Genomic DNA, 20,618 nt, shown 5'->3' with positions numbered 1-20,618 from the left:
CCCGCGGTGGCTAAGCCCCGCTGAAACGCACCCGCGGGGGAAGGTTTGGTGACGGTTCGGGACCGACGGGACCGTCCGGTCAGGACCGGCCGCGGTAGTACTCCGCCAGCCGGGCCAGGCCCTCGTCAATGGACACGGACGGCGTCCAGTCCAGCACGGCCCGGGTGTGCCGCTGGTCAAACCAGTGCGCCGTGGAAAGCTGCTCGGCCAGAAAGCGGGTCATGGGTGGCTCGTCATGGACCCAGCCCCGTGTCCCGGCGGCGGTCCACGCCCTCTCAATGACGGATCCGGCTCCGCGGGCCAGCCAGCCCGGGACGGAGAACGCCGGGGCGGGCACGCCCGCGGCGGCGCAGATGCCGGCGATCAGCTCGCCAACGGGCCGCGGCTCGCCGTTGGTCACCACCAGGGCCTGTCCGTGCGCGTGCTCCATGCGCTCGAGCCCGCGCACAATGGCCTCGGCTGCATTGTTCACGTACGTGGAGTCGATGAGGGCGCGTCCGCCGTCGAGCAGGGGAAGGCGCCCGGCCCTGGCACGTTCCACCACGCGCTCCACCAGCTGGGTGTCGCCGGGACCCCAGACAATGTGCGGGCGGATGGCCGCGACGCGGAACCCGGGGGAGTCCTCGGCCAGGGCCAGCTCCTCCGCGGCGGCCTTGGACCGGGCATAAAATCCGCGGGCCCGCGAAGGGTCCGCGGTGCCGGCCCCGGCACCCGCGATCGATGCGCCGAAGTGCGCCACCGACGGGGAGGAGACAAACACGAAGTCGCGCACGCCGGCATGCTTCGCCGCGGCCACGAGCTGGCGCGTGCCCACAATGTTGGTGGCCACAAACTCCGTCCACTCGCCGGCGAAGGACACCTTCGCCGCCAGGTGCACGACGGCGCCGACCCCGGCCACCGCGCGCGCCGCCACGTCGGGGTCCGCCACCGATCCCCGGACCGATTCCCACGGATCGTGGACCACACTGCGCTGCAGGGACCGCACCGTGTAGCCGCGGTCATGCAAAAGCTGTGCCACGGCCCGCCCCAGCAGTCCGCTGGTTCCCGTCACCAGGACCCGGTCACGGGCCGGAGTGCTCACGGCCGGCCCGCTTTCTGCCCCGCGAGCATGCGCGACGCCCAGGCGGCCAGCGCCGCGCGGTCCACCTTGGAATTGTGGCGGATGTCCGTGGGCATGGCGTCAATGGCCAGCACCGCTGCCAGTTCCAGGCCAACGCCGGAGGCGGCGGCACGGAGCTGCGCGGCCAATGCAGGCCCGGCCAACCCGGAGCGCTTCGCGGGCGGGGTGGTCTCCACGACGGCCACGGCAACTTGCGCCCCGGCGGGTCCCACGCCCACCACGGCGGCCCGGGCCACGCCGGGCACCTGCTCCGCGGTGAGTTCTCCGGCCACGGGGGTCCGGACGCCGTCGGCCGTGGCCAGGATGTGCGCCATGCGGCCCTCAACCCAGAGCCTCCCCTCGGCATCAAGGTGGCCGACGTCGCCGCTGCGGTGCCAGCCCGGGATGGACGTGCTGTGTTCCTGCGTGATCCACAGGCGGTCGTAGCGCTCCTTCACGTGCGGGGCGCGGACCAGGATTTCGCCGGTGACCTCCGCGTCCGTGGTGGGGACCGGGTCCACGCTGCCATCCGGATTGACCGGCGCAATGGCCACGGAGGCGCCGCTGACGGGCACCCCGACGCACACGCCGTTGCCGGCCCCGGCCTCGCGGATGCCGGCCAGGCTGATGTCCGTCACGGGGAGCGCCTCGGTCATGCCATACGGCGTGTGCAGTGCCGCGCGCGGGGCCAGCTCCTGGACTTTGGCCAGCAGCGGCTCGCCCAGCGGAGCGCCCGCCGAAAGCACAAGGTCGACGCCGGACAGTGCAGCCGTGTGGGTGGCCGTCAGTTGCGCCGCGGTTGCCACCACGTTAACCAGGGCGGCAGGAGAGGCAAAGACCACCGTGGCGTTGATGGCTGCGGCCGCGTCCGCCAAGGCGGCGGCCGTGAGGGTCCGCGGGGCGGTCACGTCCATGTCGGGGGTGACGGAGGTGGCGCCCAGTGCCGGGCCCAGCAGTGCGAACGGCGCGAAGCCGGCCACCAATGCCGTGCCGGCCTCCAGCTTGTACGTGGCCTTGAGGGTGTCGCGCATCGCGGCCAGCCGGCGCTGCGTGTAGACGACGCCCTTGGCCGGGCCCGTGGAACCGGAGGTGAAGAGCACTGCGGCATCCTCGTCCGGCTGCGCCGGTTCAAAGGCGGGGGCGGCTTCCGAGAGCCGCAGGACGCGGCCGTTGGCCAGCAGTTCCGGAACGGTGGCGGCGACGCCGAGCAGCCTGCGCTTGGCCGCGTCCGTTGCCGGTGTGAAGTCCCCCGCGCTGACCCTTACGCCCGGCCAGTTGTGCAGGCGGGCGCCGGCGAGGGCGCGTTCAATGCCGATGAGGAAGGCGGGTCCGGCGCCCCTGATGGCGCGGCTCATGCCCCGGGTGCCCAGGCCTGCGTCGGCCACCACCATCACCGCGCCTAAACGAAGGCAGGCATAGATGAGCGTTGTCAGCGTGATGCCGGGGGGGACCAGCAGGCTGACGCGGTCGCCGCGGCGGACGCCGAGGTCGGCCAGTCCGGCGGCGAGGTCGTCCACGTCGCGGGCCAGTTGCGCCCACGACACGGACTGGAAACCAGGGTTCGATTCCCCGCCGGTCCCGCCGCTCGCGGGGCCTGCAGGCCGTCCAGCGTATGGAGCACTGCCGGCGGCGGGGACCATGTCCACGATGGCGGTCGAGTGGTCGTCCCGCCGGGAGTCCAGCTCGGCGAGCATCGGGCGGAATGGTTCGGCGTCGGAGCCGGGTCTCGACGCGCTCGCGGGGCTCGCTGCTCGACCACCGGGACCGGGGCCGGGTCTCGACGCGTTCGCGGGGCCCGCCGTTCGACCGTCGAAAGCGCCGCCAATCACGTTTTTCGCGAGCCAGTCGAAGGCGGGGGCGGCAGTGTCGCGGTCTTCCTGGACCAGATGGCTGGCGCCCTCGAAGCGGTGGACGTCGGCCTGCGGCAGGCGCCCCAGCAGGTCGCGCAGGTAGCGGTCCGAAAACACCGGGTCCTTGGGTCCCCACATCATCAGCGCGGGGACGCCCAGCGTGCGGATGCCGGAGGCCACCGAATCCAGCGCCGCCCAGGACGGGTGTGATGGATCGGCGGGGATGTCGGCGACGAAGTTGCCCACGCCGGCGCGGCGCAGGGCCGTGCGGTACGGCGCCATGAACGCGTCCCGCACGGCGGGTGCGAGGGCGGGCTGCGCGAGCCCGTGCGTGACGCGCAAAAAGGCGGCGGACGTCGTCGTGCCCCACTTGTGGACGGCGGGGTGGAGCGCCAGCTTCAGGGCGGGCGGGAGGGAAAAGCCCGCGGGGTGGACGGCCGTGTTGGTCAGGACCACGCCGGCCAGCTGCCCGCGGTGGCGGGTGGCCCAGCCGAGGGAGATGAGCCCGCCCCAGTCGTGCCCCGCCGTGACCACGGGCCCGGCCAGGCCCAGGGCGGCGGTCAAGTCGGAAAGGTCGGTGATCCGGTCCTCGAGCCGGCGGAACGTGCCGGTGCGTTCGGAGAAGCCCATGTCCAGCTGGTCGACGGCGATGACGCGCCACGGGCCGCCGGCGGCCAGCACGGCGGGGGAGGTGGCGCCGGCCAGGAAGGTGCGCCAGAGGTAGGACCACGTCGGGTTGCCGTGCACGCACAGGAGGGTGCCGGCGGGTTCCATGCCGGTGGCGGCGACGTCGCCGGCGTTGTCCAGGAAGTGCCACTGGCGCGACGTGCCGGGGGCGTCCACGGACGCGGTGGACGGCACGGCCAGGGTGCGGCGCCAGGACGCGCGCACGCCCGGCCAGGGTTCGGCCGCGAAAGAGTCCGGCCAGGGTCCGGCCGCAAAAGAGGGGGAGGCAGCCAAGGTCCCAGCTACCACGCAATCTCCATCATGGCCGTGTTCAGGCCGGAGCCGACGCCCATGCACAGCACGCGGTCGCCGGGGTTGAGGGTCTGGGCCTCCTGTGCCAGCGTCATGGGCAGGGACGCCGGGCCCACGTTGCCCCACTTCGGGAACGTGATGGGCACGCGGCTGCGGACCAGGTTGACGGCCTTGATGATGGCGTTGGTGTAGGAGTTGGAGACCTGGTGGGTGACGTAGCGGTCCATCCTGCGCCAGTCCCAGCCGTTTGCGTGGGCCTCGTGCCAGGCGTCGGTGACCAGTTCCAGGCCGTTGTCCAGCAGACCCTTGGTGTCGGTGAACATGCCGTCAGGGCCGCCCACGCACAGCTCGTGGTGGGAGGTGCCGGCGCGGGAAACGCCGCCGAGGATGCGGTGGCCGCCGGGGTGGGTGTCGGCCGGGCCGATCACGGCGGCCGCGGCGCCGGAGCCCAGGGTCAGGGTGGCGAACTCGCGCAAGTAGTCGTCGCGCGTGGAGGTTTCGGCGTTGAGGCGGCGGAAGGTGGTTTCCTGGGTGGCCTGGGCGTCCTCGCCGGCCACGATCAGCGCGTACTTGATCTGGCCGGAGTCGATCATGTTGGCGGCCAGCGTGATGCCGTTGACGAAGCCCAGGCAGGCGTTGGCCAGGTCAAAGTTCAGGGCCGACGACGGCAGGCCCAGCGCGTTGTGGATCTTCACGGCCACCGACGGCTCCAGGTTGCGCCGGGTCACCGAGGTGTTGATGAGCAGGCCGATCTCCCCGGCCTCCACGCCGGCCTCGGCAAGGGCCTTGGCGCCGGCCTCGATGGCGGCGTCGTCAAAGGCGGTTCCGGGGGCCCACCAGCGGCGCTCCTCCACGCCGGCAACGCGCTCCAACAGCCGCTTGGACAGCCGCAGGCGCTTGAGGCTGGGGGCAAGGCGTTCGTCAAAATCGGAGGAACTGACCACCACCGGGGCTTCCACGCTGGTGACGGCGAGTAAGGCGGTGTTGTGGTGGTGAAAAGTCGCGTTGCCGATCAAATTCCAGCCTTTTTCTTCTGTGTGCGTACGGTGCCCGGGGAGCGAATATCGTATAGTTCACGGTCGCGATCGGGGCGTGCGCGTGCCTCTGTCCCCGTCTCGACGTCAAGCCTCAACCTTAACTATGCACCTTGGAGCGTGTTTCCCGCACATGCACCGCGGTGCATACATGTGGGAAACTTCCGCGGGAACGGGCCGCGGCACGGTAGATTGGCTAGTGAAAACCGGCCCGGCGCAGGAGTAGAAAACACTTTGCATCTAAAAAGCTTGACCGTGCGCGGATTCAAGTCGTTCGCCTCGGCCACCACCTTTGACTTTGAACCGGGGGTCACGGCCGTGGTGGGCCCCAACGGTTCCGGCAAGTCCAATGTGGTTGACGCCCTGGCCTGGGTCATGGGCGAGCAGGGCGCCAAGACGTTGCGCGGCGGCAAGATGGAGGACGTCATCTTTGCCGGCACGGCCGGGCGCCCGCCGCTGGGCCGTGCCCATGTGGCGCTGACCATTGACAACGCCGACGGCGCCCTGCCGATCGAATACTCCGAGGTCACCATCTCCCGGACCCTGTTCCGCACGGGAGGCTCGGAGTATGCCATCAACGGCACCGGCTGCCGGCTGCTTGACATCCAGGAGCTGCTCTCAGATTCCGGCCTGGGCAAGGAAATGCACGTCATTGTGGGGCAGGGCCAGCTGGACAAGGTGCTGCATGCCACGGCGGAGGACCGCCGCGGCTTCATCGAGGAGGCGGCCGGCATCCTCAAGCACCGCCGCCGCAAGGAAAAGACGCTGCGCAAGCTGGACGCCATGTCCGCGAACCTGGCACGCCTCAGCGACCTCACCGGCGAGATCCGCAGGCAGCTCACGCCGCTGGGCAAGCAGGCCGCCGTGGCCCGGCGCGCCCAGGCCGTGCAGTTCGACGTCCGGGACGCCCGCGCCCGCCTGCTGGCCGACGACATCGTCACCCTCAGCACCGCCGTCGAACGTGACGAGGCGGCCGAACAGGCCCTCAAGTCCCGGCGCGAACAGGTGGAGGCCGAGCTGGCCCGGGGGCGCGCCCGGCAGGCCGAGCTGGAACAGCAGTCGGCGGCCGCCACCCCCGTGCTCAACGCCGCCCGCGACACCTGGTACCAGCTGTCCGCCACGCGGGAGAAGCTGAAGTCGTTGGGTGTGCTGGCCGCCGAACGGCAGCGACACCTGGGTGCCGCCGAGTCCGTCCCGGACCCCAGCCGCGACCCAGACCGGCTCGCGGAGCAGGCGCAGCGGCTGCGAGCCGAGGAGGCCGGGCTGGACCTGGCGCTGGAGGAACGGCGGATCGGGCTGGAGACCGCCATGGAAATCAAGGAGGACGTGGAGGCCGCCGTCCGTGCCGAGGAACAGCGCGTCCGCGAGCTCCTGCGTGCCGCGGCGGACCGGCGCGAGGGCCTGGCCAGGCTCGCCGGGCAGGTGGCGGCCGCCCGGTCGCGGGTGGAGTCGGCCGAGGCGGAGATCGGCCGCCTGCACCAGGGCAGGGCCGCCGGCACCGAACGGCACAGCGAGGCCGCCCGCGAGTTTGCCGCCCTGGAATCGCAGGTGGCCGGCGTGGAGGAGGGCGAGGAACGCCTCGACGCCGACTACGAGGAGGCCGCGGCCGCCCTCGCGGAAATTGACGCTCAGATCGAGGGGCTCACGGCCGCCCAGCTCGCCGCGGACCGTGAACGCGAATCCCTGGCCGCCCGGCGCGAGGCCCTGGCCGTGGGCCTGCTGCGCAAGGACGGCTCGGCGCACCTCCTTGCGGCCGGGCTGCCGGGGGTGCTCAGCGCCGTGGCGGAGCTGCTCACGGTGGCCCCGGGGCACGAGACCGCCATCGCCGCGGCGCTGGGAGCGGCCGCCGAAGGGGTGGCCGTGGACTCGGCGGAGGCGGCCGTGGCCGCGCTGGAGCGAGTCAAGGCGGACGACGGCGGACGGGTCACCCTTGTCGTGGCCGGCGGCGCCCTGCCGGGTGGCGCCCAAGCGGGAGGCACCCGGCCGGCCGTACCGCTGGCGGCCGACGCGGAAGCCGCCGCGGCCGCGGTGGCGGGGGCCGGCGTCGCACGTTCACAGGTGCGCGGACCGGCGGAGCTGGACCCTGTGCTGGACGCGCTGCTGGACGGCGTGGTCCTGGCGCCGGACCTGGCCGGGGCGCGCGCCGTGCTGGAGCAGTTTCCGGCGCTGACCGCTGTGACGGCCGACGGCGACGTGCTGGCAGCGTTTTCCGTGCGGGGAGGCTCGGCCACGGCGCCGTCGCTGCTGGAGCTGCAGGCCGCCGTCGACGAGACGGACGCCAGGCTGCGCGAGGCCACCGCCGAGGGGGAGCGGGCGCGGTTTGCGCTTGCCGCGGCGAAGGCACGGCGGGCCGCGGCGGCCGAGGCCGAGGCCGCCACGCTGGCGGCGCTGCACGAATCCGATGCCCGGCTGGCAGCCGTGGCCGAGAGGCTCGGGTCGCTGGGCGCCACGCTGCGGTCCGCGGCGGGGGAGTCGGAGCGGCACGAGCTGGCGCTTTCCGTGGCGGGCGCCAACCTGGCGAAGGAGCAGGGCGCGCTGGCGGAGATCGCCGCCCGGCTGGCGCGGGCCCAGGAAGCCCCGGCCGAGGCGGACCCGTCCATGGAAGACCGGGACGCCCTTGCCGCGCAGGCCACGGCGGCGCGGGCCGTTGAAATGGAGTCACGGCTCGCGCTGCGCAGCACCGAGGAGCAGCTGAACGCCGTCCGCAACCGGGCAGCCGCGCTGGAACGGGCCGCCGCGACGGAGCGGGCAGCCCGCGAGCAGGCCGCCCAGCGGGCCCGGCGGCGGCGCTTCCAGGCCCGGAAGGCCGCGGCGGTCGCGGCCGGCGTGGAGCAGCTGCTGCGGCAGGTGGAGGTCTCCATCGAGCTGGCGGAACGGGAGCGGGACGCGGCGGAGGAGCTGCGGGCCCAGCGCGAGGTGGAGCTCATGGCCGTCCGCTCCGCCACCCTGGAACTGGAGGTGGAGCTGGCCAAGCTGACCGACTCCGTCCACCGCGACGAGCTGGCCCGGGCCGCGCAGCGCCTGCGGATCGAGTCGCTGGAAAACAAGGCGATCGAGGAACTGGGCCTGACGGTGGACCACCTCATCACCGAATACGGCCCGGAGACCCTGGTGCCGCACAGCCCCGGGGAATCGGCGGACAAGTGGGCCGCGCTGCGCGTGGCCGTGGACGACTCCGGGGAGGAAGTCCCCGAGGGCATGCCGTTTGTGCGCGACGAGCAGGAAAAGCGGCTTAAGCGCGCCGAACGGGACCTGGCAGCCCTCGGCAGGGTCAACCCCCTGGCCCTGGAGGAGTTTGCCGCGCTGGAGGAACGCCACCAGTTCCTGTCCACGCAGCTGGAGGACCTCAAGTCCAGCCGCAAGGACCTCATGGACATCATCAAGGAAGTGGACCAGCGGGTCGAGGAGGTGTTCACGGCCGCCTACGCCGACACCGCCGTGCAGTTTGAGCGCGTCTTTGGCCGGCTGTTCCCGGGGGGCGAGGGCAAGCTGGTGCTGACCGACCCGACAGACATGCTGACCACGGGCATCGAGGTGGAGGCCCGGCCTGCCGGCAAGAAGATCAAGCGGCTCTCGCTGCTCTCCGGAGGGGAGCGCTCGCTGACGGCCGTGGCGCTGCTCGTGGCCATTTTCAAGGCCCGCCCGTCACCGTTCTATGTCATGGACGAGGTGGAGGCGGCCCTGGACGACACCAACCTGGGCCGGCTCATCACCATTTTCGAGGAACTGCGCGAGTCCAGCCAGCTGATCATCATCACGCACCAGAAGCGCACCATGGAGGTGGCGGACGCCCTCTACGGCGTGTCCATGAGGGGCGACGGCGTCTCCACGGTCATCAGCCAGCGGATCGACCGCGCCCCGGCCCAACTGTGACGCGGCAGTTGCCATTTTCGCGCCGCATTCTTGGCAACACGTGCGTCACGGATGGGAGCCGCGCGGCTCGAAACCGGTCCGGTTCAGGTCAGCGCTGGGTCTCCGCCGCCGGCAGCCAGAACACCACGGCCACCAGGGCCACCGCGGTGGCCATTGAAAAGGCCACCCCAAAGGAGAACAGGTCCACGAGGTAGCCGGCGGCGATCGGCCCGATGATGGCGCCGAGGTCGGAGCACATCTGGAAGGTGGCCAGCACCTTTCCGCCGGAGCGCTCATTGCCGATCACATCCGCGACGGTGGCCTGCTGGGCCGGCCCCATGAGCCCGCTGCCCAGGCCTGCCACCAGGGAGACCGCAAAGAACCAGAACACATCGCCCGTGAAGCCGAGGACGCCCATGCCCACGCCGTTGACCAGCAGGCCCAGCAGGATCATGGGCTTGCGGCCCCAGGAGTCGGCGAGCCTGCCGGAAAACGCCAGTGCCGCCCCGGTGCCGATCGCGAAGACGGCCAGCGAGATCCCGGCCACCTCGGGCCCGGCACCCAGGGCCGCCGTGGCGAACAGCGGCACGAGCGCCATGCGGATCCCAAACGCGGACCACCCGTTTGCGAAGCCCGAGACGAGCACCGCCCGGTACGCGGGGATGGCCAGCGCGGCGCGCAGCAGCAGCGGCTCCTGCCGAACCAGGTTCGACGACGGGCCGCCGTCTTGCGCTGGGAGGGTGGCAGCCGCCGTCGTCCCGTCCGTGCCGGGGCCCTGCGCGGCGGCCTGGACGCCTGCCGGCGCGGCAGCCCTGGCCAGGGAAGGCACGGCGGCGGGCAGCTGCGTGGCCACGAGCAAGGCCACGAGCACCAGCGCGCCGGCATAAACGAGGAAGGGCAGCTGCAGGCCGAACCCGGCCAGGAGTCCGCCCGCCGCCGGGCCCGTGATGTTGCCCAGCAGGAAGGAGCCCGCGTAGAGGCTGGAGACCTTGCCGCGGGCCTGCGCGGGAGCGAGCCTGATCAGCAGCCCCATGGCGGAAACCGTGAACATGGTCGAGCCGATCCCGCCCAGGCCGCGGAACAGCAGCAGCTGCCAGTAGTTCTGCCCAAAGGCGCACGCGGCGGAGGATGCGGCCACGATCAGGATCCCCAGGATGTAGGTGCGCCGCTCGCCCAGCCGCTCCACGAGGACGCCGCTGAGTGGGGCAAAGACCAGCCGGGTGAAGGCGAAGACGCTGACCACTACGGCCGCGGCGCCCACGCTGACATGGAAACTTTGCGCGAATTGCGGCAGCACGGGCGCCACGATCCCGAAGCCGATGGCAATCAGGAACGCGGCCGCAACCAGGACCTTGATCTCGCGCGGGAGCTTGACCGCGGCGGCCGTGGCGGCAATGGGGGAGGGGCTGGGCTTGGACATCAGCATTGAGTTTGCCACAGCCCGGCCCCGGACGCGCCTTCGAAGGGCCCGGGGGCCCCGTGAGAGACTGGGACGGTGAACCAGACTCTTGCCATCATCCTGTACATCGTCATTGGGCTCGCCGTCATCGGCGCCCTCGTCCCTGTCTTCCTGAAGGCCCGCCGCAGCAGCCAAAACCACACGGGCCCGCGCGACGCCAACGATCCCGCGCCCGCAGTCCCGGCCGATCCAGGCGCGCGGCCCGACGCCCAGGCGGGCGGCACCCTGGTGGAGGAACGCCCGGAAACCCAGGGCCCGGCGTCGAACGTGGAAACGGCGGCCCCGACGGAAACGGCGCCGGCGCTGGAAACCCCGCTCCCGGTGGAGGGCCGGCTGGTCCGGCTGCGCGCCCGGCTGGCGAAGTCCAACAGCGCCCTCGGCAAGGGCCTGCTGGCACTGCTTTCGAGCGACAACATTGACGAAAACGTGTGGGACGAGGTGGAGGAGACCCTGCTGCTGGCGGACATCGGCACCGAGTCCACCATGGAGCTGGTGGACACGCTGCGCGAACGCGTCAAGGTGCTGGGCACCCGCAGCCCCGAGCACGTCCAGGCCATGCTGCGTGAGGAACTCATCAAGCTGGTGGATCCCACCATGGACCGCAGCCTGAACATCGACCGCCACGACGGCCGCCCCGCCGTGCTCATGGTGGTGGGCGTCAACGGCGTCGGCAAGACCACCACGGTTGGCAAGCTGGCCCGCGTGTTCGTGGCCGAGGACAAGGACGTCCTGCTGGGCGCCGCGGACACGTTCCGCGCCGCCGCCGCCGAACAGCTGGCCACCTGGGGCGCGCGCGTGGGCGTGCCCACCGTGAAGTCCGACGTCGACGGCGCCGACCCCGCCTCCGTCGCCTTTGAGGCGGTGAAGGCGGGCATCGAGCAGGAAGTGGATGTTGTCATGGTGGACACCGCGGGCCGCCTGCAGAACAAGGTCGGCCTGATGGACGAGCTTGGCAAGGTCAAGCGCGTCATTGAAAAGCAGGCCACCGTGGACGAGGTGCTGCTGGTGCTGGACGCCACCACCGGGCAGAACGGGCTCACACAGGCCAAGGTGTTCTCCGACGTTGTGAACATCACCGGCATCGTGCTGACCAAGCTGGACGGCACGGCGAAGGGCGGGATTGTGGTGGCCATCCAGAAGTCGCTGGGCGTACCGGTGAAGCTCGTGGGCCTGGGCGAAGGCGCCGACGACCTCGCGCCGTTCGACGCCGAAAGCTTCGTGGACGCGCTGCTGTCCTAGCGCATCCCCGCCCGAAGGCGCGTAACCTGCCTGAAACATGGGCGTCGACAGGAATTAACCTGCCGCCGCTTTTTGTAACACCCCGGCAATCATTGCCGCGCGCGGGTGAAACACGCCCAAGGAACAGTTGTAAGTGTCCAGATTGCACCAGCCCCAAAGACGAGGCCGGCATAAAACACTTGCAACGAAAGGCCAGCGACGATGAATACTGGCGATACCGCGTGGGTCCTTGTCTCCGCAGCCCTGGTGCTGCTGATGACCCCGGGCCTGGCATTTTTCTACGGCGGCATGACCCGGGCCAAGGGCGTGCTGAACATGATGATGATGAGCTTCGGCGCCATCGCCGTCGTCGGCGTCCTCTGGGTCTTGTTTGGCTACTCGGCGTCGTTCGGGAAGGACGCCGGAGGCGGGCTTCTTGGCAACCCGTTCGCCAAGCTTGGCCTGACGGGCGTGCTCGACACCGGCAAGACCATGCCGCTGGTCGGCACCATCCCCGAAATCGCCTTTGTCGGCTTCCAGGCGGTGTTCGCCATCATCACGGTGGCCCTCATCAGCGGGGCCATCGCGGACCGGGCCAAGTTCGGCGCCTGGATGGTGTTCGCCGCCGTCTGGGTGACGGTGGTCTACTTCCCCGTGGCGCACTGGGTGTTTGACTTCAACAAGGACGCCAACGGCAACAACACCGGCGGCTGGCTCGGCCAGGGCCTGGGCGTCATCGACTTTGCCGGCGGCACGGCCGTGCACATCAACGCAGGCGCCGCCGCCCTGGCGCTCTGCCTGATCCTGGGCAAGCGGAAGGGCTTCGGGAAGGACCCGAGCCACCGCCCGCACAACATGCCGTTCGTGATGCTCGGCGCCGGCCTGCTCTGGTTCGGCTGGTTCGGCTTCAACGCCGGCTCGGCCCTGGGGGCCAACGCCATTGCCGGGTACGCCTGGATCAACACGCTCGCCGCCCCGTGCGCCGCCATCCTCGGCTGGCTCCTGGTGGAAAAGCTGCGCGACGGACACGCCACGTCGCTGGGTGCCGCTTCGGGCGCCGTCGCCGGCCTGGTCGCCATCACCCCCGCGTGCTCCGCCATCACCCCGATGTGGGCCATGGGCCTGGGCCTGCTGGCCGGGGTGGTCTGCGCCATGGCCGTGGGCTTGAAGTTCCGCCTCGGCTTTGACGACTCGCTCGACGTCGTCGGCGTCCACCTGGTGGGCGGCATCATCGGGACGCTGTTCATCGGCCTGGCCGCTGACCCCAACTCCCCGGCCGCCGGGCAGGGCCTGTTCTACGGCGGCGGCCTGGAACTGCTGGGCAAGCAGGCCATCGGCGCCTTCGCCGTGATGCTGTACTCCTTCGTCCTGGCCTACGCCATCGGCTGGATCATCAACAAGACCATGGGCTTCCGCATCTCCTCGGCCCACGAGTCCGCCGGCATCGACATCTCCGTGCACGCCGAATCCGCCTATGACCTCGGCGGCCGCGCCTCCGGCAGCTTCCACCCGCTGGATGAGAGCTCCGGCTGGCACCAGGCCGCCCCCGCCCGCACCGACTCAAAGGTTGACGCATGAAACTGATCACCGCCATCATCCGGCCCGAACAGCTGGACGAGGTCCGCAGCGGCCTGGAAGGCTACGGCGTCCAGGGCCTGACCGTCAGCGGGGCCCACGGCTACGGCCGCCAGCGCGGGCACACCGAGGTTTACCGGGGCGCCGAGTACACCGTGGACCTCCACCCCAAGGTCCGCATCGAGGTCCTCACCTCCGACGACCGCGCCTGGGACCTCATGGACATCATCGTGGCCAGTTCCAACACCGGCACCGCCGGCGACGGCAAGGTCTGGATGGTCGAGGTCTATGAGGCCGTCCGCGTCCGCACCGGCGAGCGGGGCGTGGCCGCCATCTGACCCAGGGTGCTCGAGCCCCGGGGAGACCCGGGACGACGCCGGCACCCGGGTGGGCTGTGAACCCCACCCGGGTGCCGGCGTCGTGCTGGCCGCGTTGACGTTGGAGACAACCACCGCTGGGCAAGCGGCCCTTGCGTGGTTGTCTCCAACCTCTCTACTGGAGGGGGGCGTCAGTCGTTGCTGGTGGTCCAGTCGGCGGGGCCGGCGGAGCCCGCCGTGTATTCCTCCATGGGGACGGCCCCGTCCTTCCACGCGGCGAAGGCGGGCTCCACGATCCGCCAGCAGTCCTCGGCCGTGTCGCCGCGGACGGAAAGCAGGGCGTCGCCGGTGAGCACGCCCTCCAGGACTTCGCCGTAGGGCAGCAGGGGGTCGCTGGCCAGTGCCGTCTCAAGCTGCACGCGGTCCAGGGTGAAGAGGTCGCCCGGGCCGTTGACGTCCAGGTCCAGCGTGAGCGTGTCGGGTCCGAAGCCGATGTGCAGGCGGGTGGGGGAGTCTGTCCCGGTGAAGCCCGCGGGCAGGTGCGGCACCGGCTTGTAGGTCACCACGGCCTCCTTGCGGGCCCGGCCCAGCGCCTTGCCCGAGCGCAGCACGAACGGCACGCCGGCCCAGCGCCAGTTGTTGACGTAGACCTCAACCTCGGCCAGCGTCTCGGTGTCGTTGGCGGGGTCCACGCCCTCCTCGGCCACATAGTCGGGCACCTTCCGCTTGCCGATGCTGCCCTTGGTGTAGCGGGCGCGGCGGGTGGATTCGGCAAGGTCGGGCTTCTCCGGGTGGCCAATGGTGCTGCACCGCAGCACCGCCGCAATGCTGGAGCGGACGTCCTCCTGGCCCAGGGTGGCCGGCGGCTCCATGGCCATGATGGCCATGACCTGCAGCAGGTGGCTTTGGATCATGTCCCTGCCGGCGCCGGCATGGTCGTAGTAGCGGGCACGGTTTTCCAGGGTCAGGTCCTCGTCAAAGATGATCTCCACCTTTTCGATGTGCACGCCATTCCACAGGGGCTCCAGGAGGCGGTTGGCAAAGCGCAGGCCCATGATGTTCAGCACCGTGGACTTGCCGCGGAAATGGTCCACGCGGTGGATGTGGTCCTCGGGCACCAGGCGTTCCAGCGTGGCGTTGAGGGCGTGGGCGGACGAGGCGCTGGAGCCGAAGGGCTTCTCCATGACCAGCCGCGTGCCGGCCGGCAGATCCTTCTTCGTCAGGACCTCGCAGGCCTTCTGGCTGATGGCCGGCGGCAGCGCGAAGTACAGCGCCACGGGGCCTTCCACCGTGGCCAGCAGTTTGCCCAGGGCACCCTTGGCCGTCACGTCGAGCTGCTGGTAGCTGCTGTCCTTCTGGACGGACTTCAGTTCCTTGATGCCGTCCTTGGTGGACGCACCGCCCGGCGCCAGGGCGTCCGCAAAGCTTTCCGCCAGCCGGCCCTGCCACTGCTGGGCGTTCCAGTCGTCATTGCCGGCGCCCACCAGGGTGATGCCGGGGGCGCGCCCCGACGCGATGAGGCGTCCGACGCCGGGCAGCAGCAGCCTGCCTGTCAGGTCGCCCGAGGCGCCCAGGATGACAAGCGTCCTGATGCGTTCGCCGGCGGAAGCGCCGCCGGCCGGAGCCCCGCTCGACGCCGGGGACGCCCCCGCGGCCGGGGACCCGGCGGCCGAGGAACCACGCGGCGCGGCGGACGTGGTGGCGGACTGGGGGCTGCGGGTCACTCTTGTGGTTTTGGTCACCAAACCAGCATGCCACTTTGTCCTGGGAATTTCCTTTCCCCCGGGCCGGCCGTGTTGCGCCGGAGCCGGAGCCGCGCGCGGCGAAAACGTGCAGCGAACCGGCCCGGCACTTGATACCCTTGATAGTTGAGTCCTACAGGAAAGGGAGCGGGCAGCAGGCTTGCCGGCCGCCCGCCGTTCTCATCCTGCATATTCGAATCGCCGTACCCGCCGTTCGCGGCCCGGCCGCCTTGGCGGGGCCGCGCGGGTGCCGGCTGAACCCCAGACGAAAGAAGTACACGGCGCGTGTTCAACTCCCTATCTGACCGGCTGACAGCAACTTTCAAGAACCTGCGCGGCAAGGGCCGGCTCAGCGAAGCCGACGTCGACGCCACCGTCCGGGAGATCCGCCGCGCCCTGCTCGACGCCGACGTTGCCGTGCCCGTGGTCCGCGAGTTCACCGCAAAGGTCCGCGAGCGTGCACTCGGCGCCGAGGTCAATGAGGCCCTGAACCCGGCGCAGCAGATCGTCAAGATTGTCAACGAGGAGCTCGTGGCGATCCTGGGCGGGGAGACCCGGCGCCTCAACCTGGCGAAGAACCCGCCCACCGTCATCATGCTTGCCGGCCTCCAGGGTGCCGGCAAGACCACGCTGGCCGGAAAGCTGTCCAAGTGGCTGAAGGGCCAGGGACACAGCCCCCTCCTGGTCGCCGCCGACCTCCAGCGCCCCAACGCCGTCAAGCAGCTCCAGGTCAACGGTGAGCGCGCCGGCGTGCCCGTGTTCGCCCCGCACCCGGGCGTCAGCAGCGAGTTCGAATCCGCCAGCGGCGATCCCGTGGCCGTGGCCCTGGCCGGGGTGGCCGAGGCCAAGGCCAAGCTGTACGACGTCGTCATTGTCGACACCGCCGGCCGCCTCGGCATCGACGCCGAACTGATGGCTCAGGCAGCGAACATCCGCGCCGCCATCAACCCCGACGAAGTCCTCTTCGTCATTGACGCCATGATCGGCCAGGACGCGGTCACCACGGCCAAGGCCTTCGACGACGGCGTCAACTTCACCGGCGTGGTCCTCGCCAAGCTCGACGGCGATGCCCGCGGCGGCGCGGCCCTCTCCGTCGCGTCGGTCACCGGCAAGCCGGTCATGTTCGCCTCCACGGGCGAGTCGCTGGACGACTTTGAACTGTTCCACCCGGACCGGATGGCCAGCCGCATCCTCGACATGGGCGACGTCCTGACGCTCATTGAGCAGGCGGAGAAGAACTGGGACCGCGGCGAAGCGGAGCGCATGGCGAGGAAGTTCGCCGACCAGGAAGACTTCACCCTGGACGACTTCCTGTCCCAGATGCAGCAGATCCGCAAAATGGGCTCCATGAAGAAAATGCTGATGATGATGCCCGGCGCGGCCAACATCCGCCAGCAGCTGGAAAACTTCGACGAGCGCGAGATTGACCGCGTGGAAGCCATTGTCCGGTCCATGACCCCGCACGAGCGCGTGGCCCCCAAGATCATCAACGGCTCCCGCCGCGCCCGCATCGCCCGCGGCTCCGGTGTTCACGTCTCCGAGGTCAACGGCCTGCTGGAGCGGTTCGGGCAGGCCCAGAAGATGATGAAGAAGATGGCCCAGGGCGGCGGCATCCCCGGCATGCCGGGGATGCCGGGGCCGGGCGGCTTCAAGGGTGCCCGCAAGGGCAAGCAGGCGCCCAAGAAAAAGGCCCGCTCGGGCAACCCGGCCAAGGCCGCCGCCGAGCTGCGCGCCGCCCAGGAGAAGGCGAACGCCCCCAAGGCCCTGCCCACGGGCGCGGCCTTTGGCGCCGGCAACGAGGACTTCGACCCCGCCAGCCTGAACCTGCCCAAGGGCTTCGAGAAGTTCCTCAAGTAGGCGCCTTGGCGCCGTGCGGGCGGCGGATGCGCGGGGCCAGCACCAGCGCCGCCAGGGCGGGAAGCGCCGTCAGCGCGAAGCACCCCGCGAACGGCCAGGGCCCGCCAAGTCCCGCAAGCGCGGCAAAGACGATCGCCGTCGCCGCCAGGGACATGGACGCACCGATGGAGTCGGCGATGCTGAGCGCGGAACTGTTGAAGCCCTGGTTTTCCACCGTGGAGTACTCCAGGGTGGCGACGCCGGTCCGCGGATACATCAGGCCCATGCCGAAGCCGCCCAGCGCCCAGCCGGCGATGGCGACGGCGGCCGGGAGGGCCAGCGCCGCCGTCGCACACGCAGCGGCGATGGCCAGGAAGAGGGCAAGCGCGCCGAGCTGGACGCTGCGCGCATGGCTGAGGTGCGTGGACAGCCTGCTCTGCAGCCATGACCCGGTGGCCCAGAACACGCCGGAGGCGGTCACTGACAGCCCGGCCGCCAGGGGTGGAAAGCCGTACCGCACGGTCAGCAGGTAAGGGATGTAGACGTCCGCCCCGAAGAATGCAGCTGCCGCCAGTCCGCGGCTGAGAATCACGCTGGGGAGGCCGGCGCCGGACACGAAGGTGCGCCGGGGAAGCAGCGGGCGCAACGCGACCACGGCGATGGCGGCGGCCGCCGCCGGGCCTGTCCACAGCAGGGGGCCCTTGGCGTCCGCCAGCAGGTTGAGGGCCAGCACGGCACAGGCCGCCAGCAGCGACCAGCCGAGGCGGCCCAGGTCCCAGGGCATGGTGGGGTGTCCGCCGGGTCCGTGGAGCCTGGCCATGGCGGGGATGACCATGGCCAGGGCCGCCGCCACCAGCCCGATGACGCCCAGGAACACCCAGCGCCACCCGAGCGTCTGCGCAATCAGCCCGGCGACCAGCGGACCCACGAGCGACGGCACCACCCAGGAGGCAGCGAACGCGGCAAAGATCTGCGGGTGGAGCTGCGGCGGGTAGGCGCGCGCCACCACAACGTAGAGTGCCACGGTCAGCGCCCCGCTGCCAAACCCCTCGATGAGCCGTCCCGACAGAAAAACGGCCATGGCCGGTGCCGTGCCCACCACCGCGAGGCCGGCTACGAACAGGACGACGGAGCCATACAGGGAGCCGCGCGGTCCCGCGCGATCGCACCAGTTTCCGGCCAGCACCATGCCGACGACGCCGGTCGCCAGTGGTCCGGCGAAGGCCAGGGCATAGAGGGACGCGCCGTTGAGCGCGGCGCTGATGGTTGGCATCACTGTGGTGACGGCCAGCGCCTCGAAGGCGGAGAGCACGATGAGCGAACAGATCCCCAGCGTGACCGTGCGGTGGCCGCGGCCGAGAATGCCGCCGGGCGCTGCCCCGCCGGGCGCTGCGTCCCCAACCCGCGCGCCGGAATTCTCTTCCTCGACACTCACACATCCCACAGTAGAACCTCACGCTTCCTTTAGGTCAACAGGGGATGAACGGGCGGCCTTGTCGACTGGACCGCCGCGCCGACCCTGCACGCTTCCGGGCAATTGGCGGCAAACTGGCAGGAAGCTGTCAGAAACCACCATGTGGCCCGGAGTTTGCCGGGAGGACGCGCCGCGGCCGGTCCGTGCGAGGCGTTTTGGTGCCCATTGAGGGCAATATGTTGCCACATGGCCGCCTGACAGGACGGGCGGAGCGGGTTTAGAATCTGCCTTAAGAGCCCTGTCGTGAACCAGACAGATCCACCGTCGGGCTCTGCCATGGAGGCGCATAATGGAAAAGTTGCGAACTCATGGGGGGATCCGGAAGCCGATCTTCCGGATATTTGGAAGTATTGCAGTGGTATTGCTGGCATTGACGGGCTGCTCGTCCGGAAGCGGGAACACGAGCCCCACGGCCACCTCAGGAAATGCCCCCGGCAAGGCCGCTGACACCGCCACCTTTGCGGAACCACCCAACACTGTACCAAACTGGATTTGGCCGTTCTCACCACTCGCTGATTTTTCGGTTTCAAACTCCTCCTACCTGCAGTACCTGCTGTTCCGCCCGATGTACTGGTTTGGCGACAACGGCAAGGCGCAGATCAGTGACTCCCTGAGCATGGCTGCGGAGCCGGTCTACAGCAATGGCGGCAAGACGGTCACCATCAAGCTCAAGGACTACAAGTGGTCCAACGGCACCAGCGTGACGGCCCAGAACGTAATGTTCTGGTACAACATGCTGAAGGCGGAGAAGACGAACTACGCGGCGTACACGCCGGGCCAGTTCCCGGACAACATTGTTTCCGTGTCCACGCCGGATGCAAAGACCATCGTGTTCACCACGGACAAGGCCTACAGCCAGCAATGGTTCCTCTACAACCAGCTGAGCACCATCACCCCAATGCCTGACGCCTGGGACATGACCTCGGCCACGGCGAAGGGCGACTGTGCCACCAACGAGTCCGGGTGTGCCGCAGTCTACAAGTACCTGATTTCGCAGTCGAAGGACCTACCGACGTACGCCACCAACCCGCTGTGGCAGGTGGTGGACGGGCCGTTCAAGCTGACGAAGTTCAATGCTGACGGACACCTGACCTTTGTCCCGAACCCCACGTATTCCGGACCGGTCAAGGCCTCCTTGAAGGAGTTCATTGAGGTTCCGTTCACCACGGACGACGCCGAATTCCAAGTATTGCGCGGCGGAAGCACGATCGACGTCGGCTACCTCCCCACGCAGGACCTGACGGCCGCGAAGCCGGCCAACACGGGACCCGCCGAGGCAGGGCCAAACCCGCTGAGTGCAAACTACACGCTGGCCCCGTGGTTCCTTTACGGCGTCAACTACTTCCCGATCAACTTCAACAACCCCACCGTGGGGCCGATCTTCAAGCAGCTGTACTTCCGCCAGGCGCTGCAGTCGGTGGTTGACCAGCCGGGGATCCTGAGCTCCGCCGCGAAGAACTACGGGGTGGAAACCACCGGGCCCGTCCCGCTGTATCCGGACAGCCCGCTGATCTCCCAGACCGAGAGGAACAATCCCTACCCGTTCAGCATTGCCAACGCCAAGAAGTACCTCACCGACAACGGCTGGACCGTCAACGCGGGCGGCACCAGCGTTTGCGCCAAGCCGGGCAGCAGTGCCGGCGAGTGCGGCGCCGGCATTGCCGCCGGGGCGAAGATGGACTTCAACCTGCAGTACGCCAGCGGCAACCAGACAATCACGACGGCCATGCAGTCGCTGAAGTCCAACGCGGCCCAGGTCGGCATCACGCTGAACATCACCCCGGCCCCGTTCAACACGGTGACCGGAACCGCCATCCCCTGCTCCGGCAAGACCTGCACGTGGCAGATGGGCAACTGGGGAGGGGGCTGGGTGTACGCACCCGACTACTACCCCACGGGTGAGGTGCTCTGGGAAACCGGGGCGGGATCCAACAGCGGCAGCTACTCCAACCCGGCCATCGACAAGCTCATTCTCGACACAACCACCCAAAGTGGCACGGCCGTCATGCAGGCCTACGAGGATGCGCTGGCCAAGGACCTGCCGGTCATCTGGCAGCCGAACTACACCTACAGCCTGACCGAGGTGGCGAACGGCCTCCAGGGCGCCACGGTGCAAAACCCGTACAGCGCCATCAACCCCGAGGAATGGCACTACTGAGCCATCCGCGGGACAAGCACCACAGG

General features: G+C 69.9%; 12 protein-coding genes. 6 read left to right on the top strand and 6 right to left on the bottom strand.

Translation table 11 applies throughout. The annotated features are described in order from the left end of the window. Nucleotides 1-79 precede the first annotated feature (79 nt). Genes G6034_RS07740 through G6034_RS07730 form a run of 3 tightly spaced genes read right to left on the bottom strand, consistent with a single transcriptional unit; the run spans nt 80 to nt 4,943 of the window. Nucleotides 80-1,081 (bottom strand): NAD-dependent epimerase/dehydratase family protein, encoded by a 1,002-nt coding sequence (locus G6034_RS07740; protein WP_176634530.1) that lies wholly within the window; start codon nt 1,079-1,081, stop codon nt 80-82. Then, nucleotides 1,078-3,924: an alpha/beta fold hydrolase gene (locus G6034_RS07735; protein WP_425485480.1), complete on the bottom strand. Its 2,847-nt coding sequence runs from the start codon at nt 3,922-3,924 to the stop codon at nt 1,078-1,080. Before G6034_RS07735 ends, G6034_RS07740 begins: the two co-directional genes overlap by 4 nt. Continuing rightward, the gene (locus tag G6034_RS07730) at nt 3,918-4,943 is read right to left on the bottom strand and encodes a 3-oxoacyl-ACP synthase III (RefSeq protein ID WP_176634529.1); all 1,026 of its coding nucleotides are present in this window, start codon (nt 4,941-4,943) and stop codon (nt 3,918-3,920) included. The genes G6034_RS07735 and G6034_RS07730 overlap by 7 nt, the downstream gene beginning before the upstream one ends. Before the next feature lie 252 nt (nt 4,944-5,195). Between G6034_RS07730 and smc the strand changes: the two genes are divergently transcribed. Continuing rightward, a complete protein-coding gene (gene smc, locus G6034_RS07725) occupies nt 5,196-8,834 on the top strand; it encodes a chromosome segregation protein SMC (RefSeq protein WP_176634528.1) in 3,639 nt (1,212 codons plus the stop codon). 88 nt (nt 8,835-8,922) lie between these two features. Here the strand turns inward: smc and G6034_RS07720 are convergent, their stop codons facing one another. Beyond that, entirely contained in the window at nt 8,923-10,239 is a 1,317-nt protein-coding gene (locus tag G6034_RS07720; RefSeq protein ID WP_176634527.1) for an MFS transporter, read from the bottom strand. 69 nt (nt 10,240-10,308) lie between these two features. On the opposite strand from G6034_RS07720, the gene ftsY reads away from it, so the two are divergent. The 3 genes from ftsY (at nt 10,309) to G6034_RS07705 (ending at nt 13,403) form a co-directional block, all read left to right on the top strand. Beyond that, a complete protein-coding gene (gene ftsY, locus G6034_RS07715) occupies nt 10,309-11,511 on the top strand; it encodes a signal recognition particle-docking protein FtsY (RefSeq protein ID WP_176634526.1) in 1,203 nt (400 codons plus the stop codon). A 201-nt stretch (nt 11,512-11,712) separates the two neighbouring features. Next, complete coding sequence (locus G6034_RS07710; RefSeq protein WP_176634525.1) at nt 11,713-13,068, top strand: ammonium transporter; 1,356 nt, start codon at nt 11,713-11,715, stop codon at nt 13,066-13,068. Next, nucleotides 13,065-13,403, top strand: coding sequence for a P-II family nitrogen regulator (locus tag G6034_RS07705; protein WP_176634524.1), 339 nt, complete (start codon nt 13,065-13,067; stop codon nt 13,401-13,403). The genes G6034_RS07710 and G6034_RS07705 overlap by 4 nt, the downstream gene beginning before the upstream one ends. Nucleotides 13,404-13,573: 170 nt before the next feature. On the opposite strand, the gene G6034_RS07700 is transcribed toward G6034_RS07705, so the two are convergent. Beyond that, nucleotides 13,574-14,974, bottom strand: coding sequence for a glucose-6-phosphate dehydrogenase (locus G6034_RS07700; protein WP_176634583.1), 1,401 nt, complete (start codon nt 14,972-14,974; stop codon nt 13,574-13,576). A 435-nt stretch (nt 14,975-15,409) separates the two neighbouring features. Between G6034_RS07700 and ffh the strand changes: the two genes are divergently transcribed. Further along, entirely contained in the window at nt 15,410-16,981 is a 1,572-nt protein-coding gene (gene ffh / locus G6034_RS07695; protein WP_176634523.1) for a signal recognition particle protein, read from the top strand. On the opposite strand, the gene G6034_RS07690 is transcribed toward ffh, so the two are convergent. Next, nucleotides 16,974-18,395 (bottom strand): MFS transporter, encoded by a 1,422-nt coding sequence (locus tag G6034_RS07690; RefSeq protein ID WP_176634522.1) that lies wholly within the window; start codon nt 18,393-18,395, stop codon nt 16,974-16,976. The genes ffh and G6034_RS07690 overlap by 8 nt on opposite strands. 400 nt (nt 18,396-18,795) lie before the next feature. Between G6034_RS07690 and G6034_RS07685 the strand changes: the two genes are divergently transcribed. Beyond that, complete coding sequence (locus G6034_RS07685; RefSeq protein WP_176634521.1) at nt 18,796-20,592, top strand: ABC transporter substrate-binding protein; 1,797 nt, start codon at nt 18,796-18,798, stop codon at nt 20,590-20,592. Nucleotides 20,593-20,618: the final 26 nt, after the last annotated feature.

Origin of the sequence: Arthrobacter wenxiniae, assembly GCF_013376105.1 — a bacterium.
Lineage (GTDB): Bacteria > Actinomycetota > Actinomycetes > Actinomycetales > Micrococcaceae > Specibacter > Specibacter wenxiniae.
This window is presented reverse-complemented; position numbering and strand designations above follow the sequence as displayed.

What these genes read in the sequence shown, in the direction of transcription:
- G6034_RS07720 (WP_176634527.1), bottom strand. Translation starts at nt 10,239, where the DNA reads ATGCTGATGTCCAAGCCCAGCCCCTCCCCCATTGCCGCCACGGCCGCC.
- G6034_RS07705 (WP_176634524.1), top strand. Translation starts at nt 13,065, where the DNA reads ATGAAACTGATCACCGCCATCATCCGGCCCGAACAGCTGGACGAGGTC.
- G6034_RS07710 (WP_176634525.1), top strand. Translation starts at nt 11,713, where the DNA reads ATGAATACTGGCGATACCGCGTGGGTCCTTGTCTCCGCAGCCCTGGTG.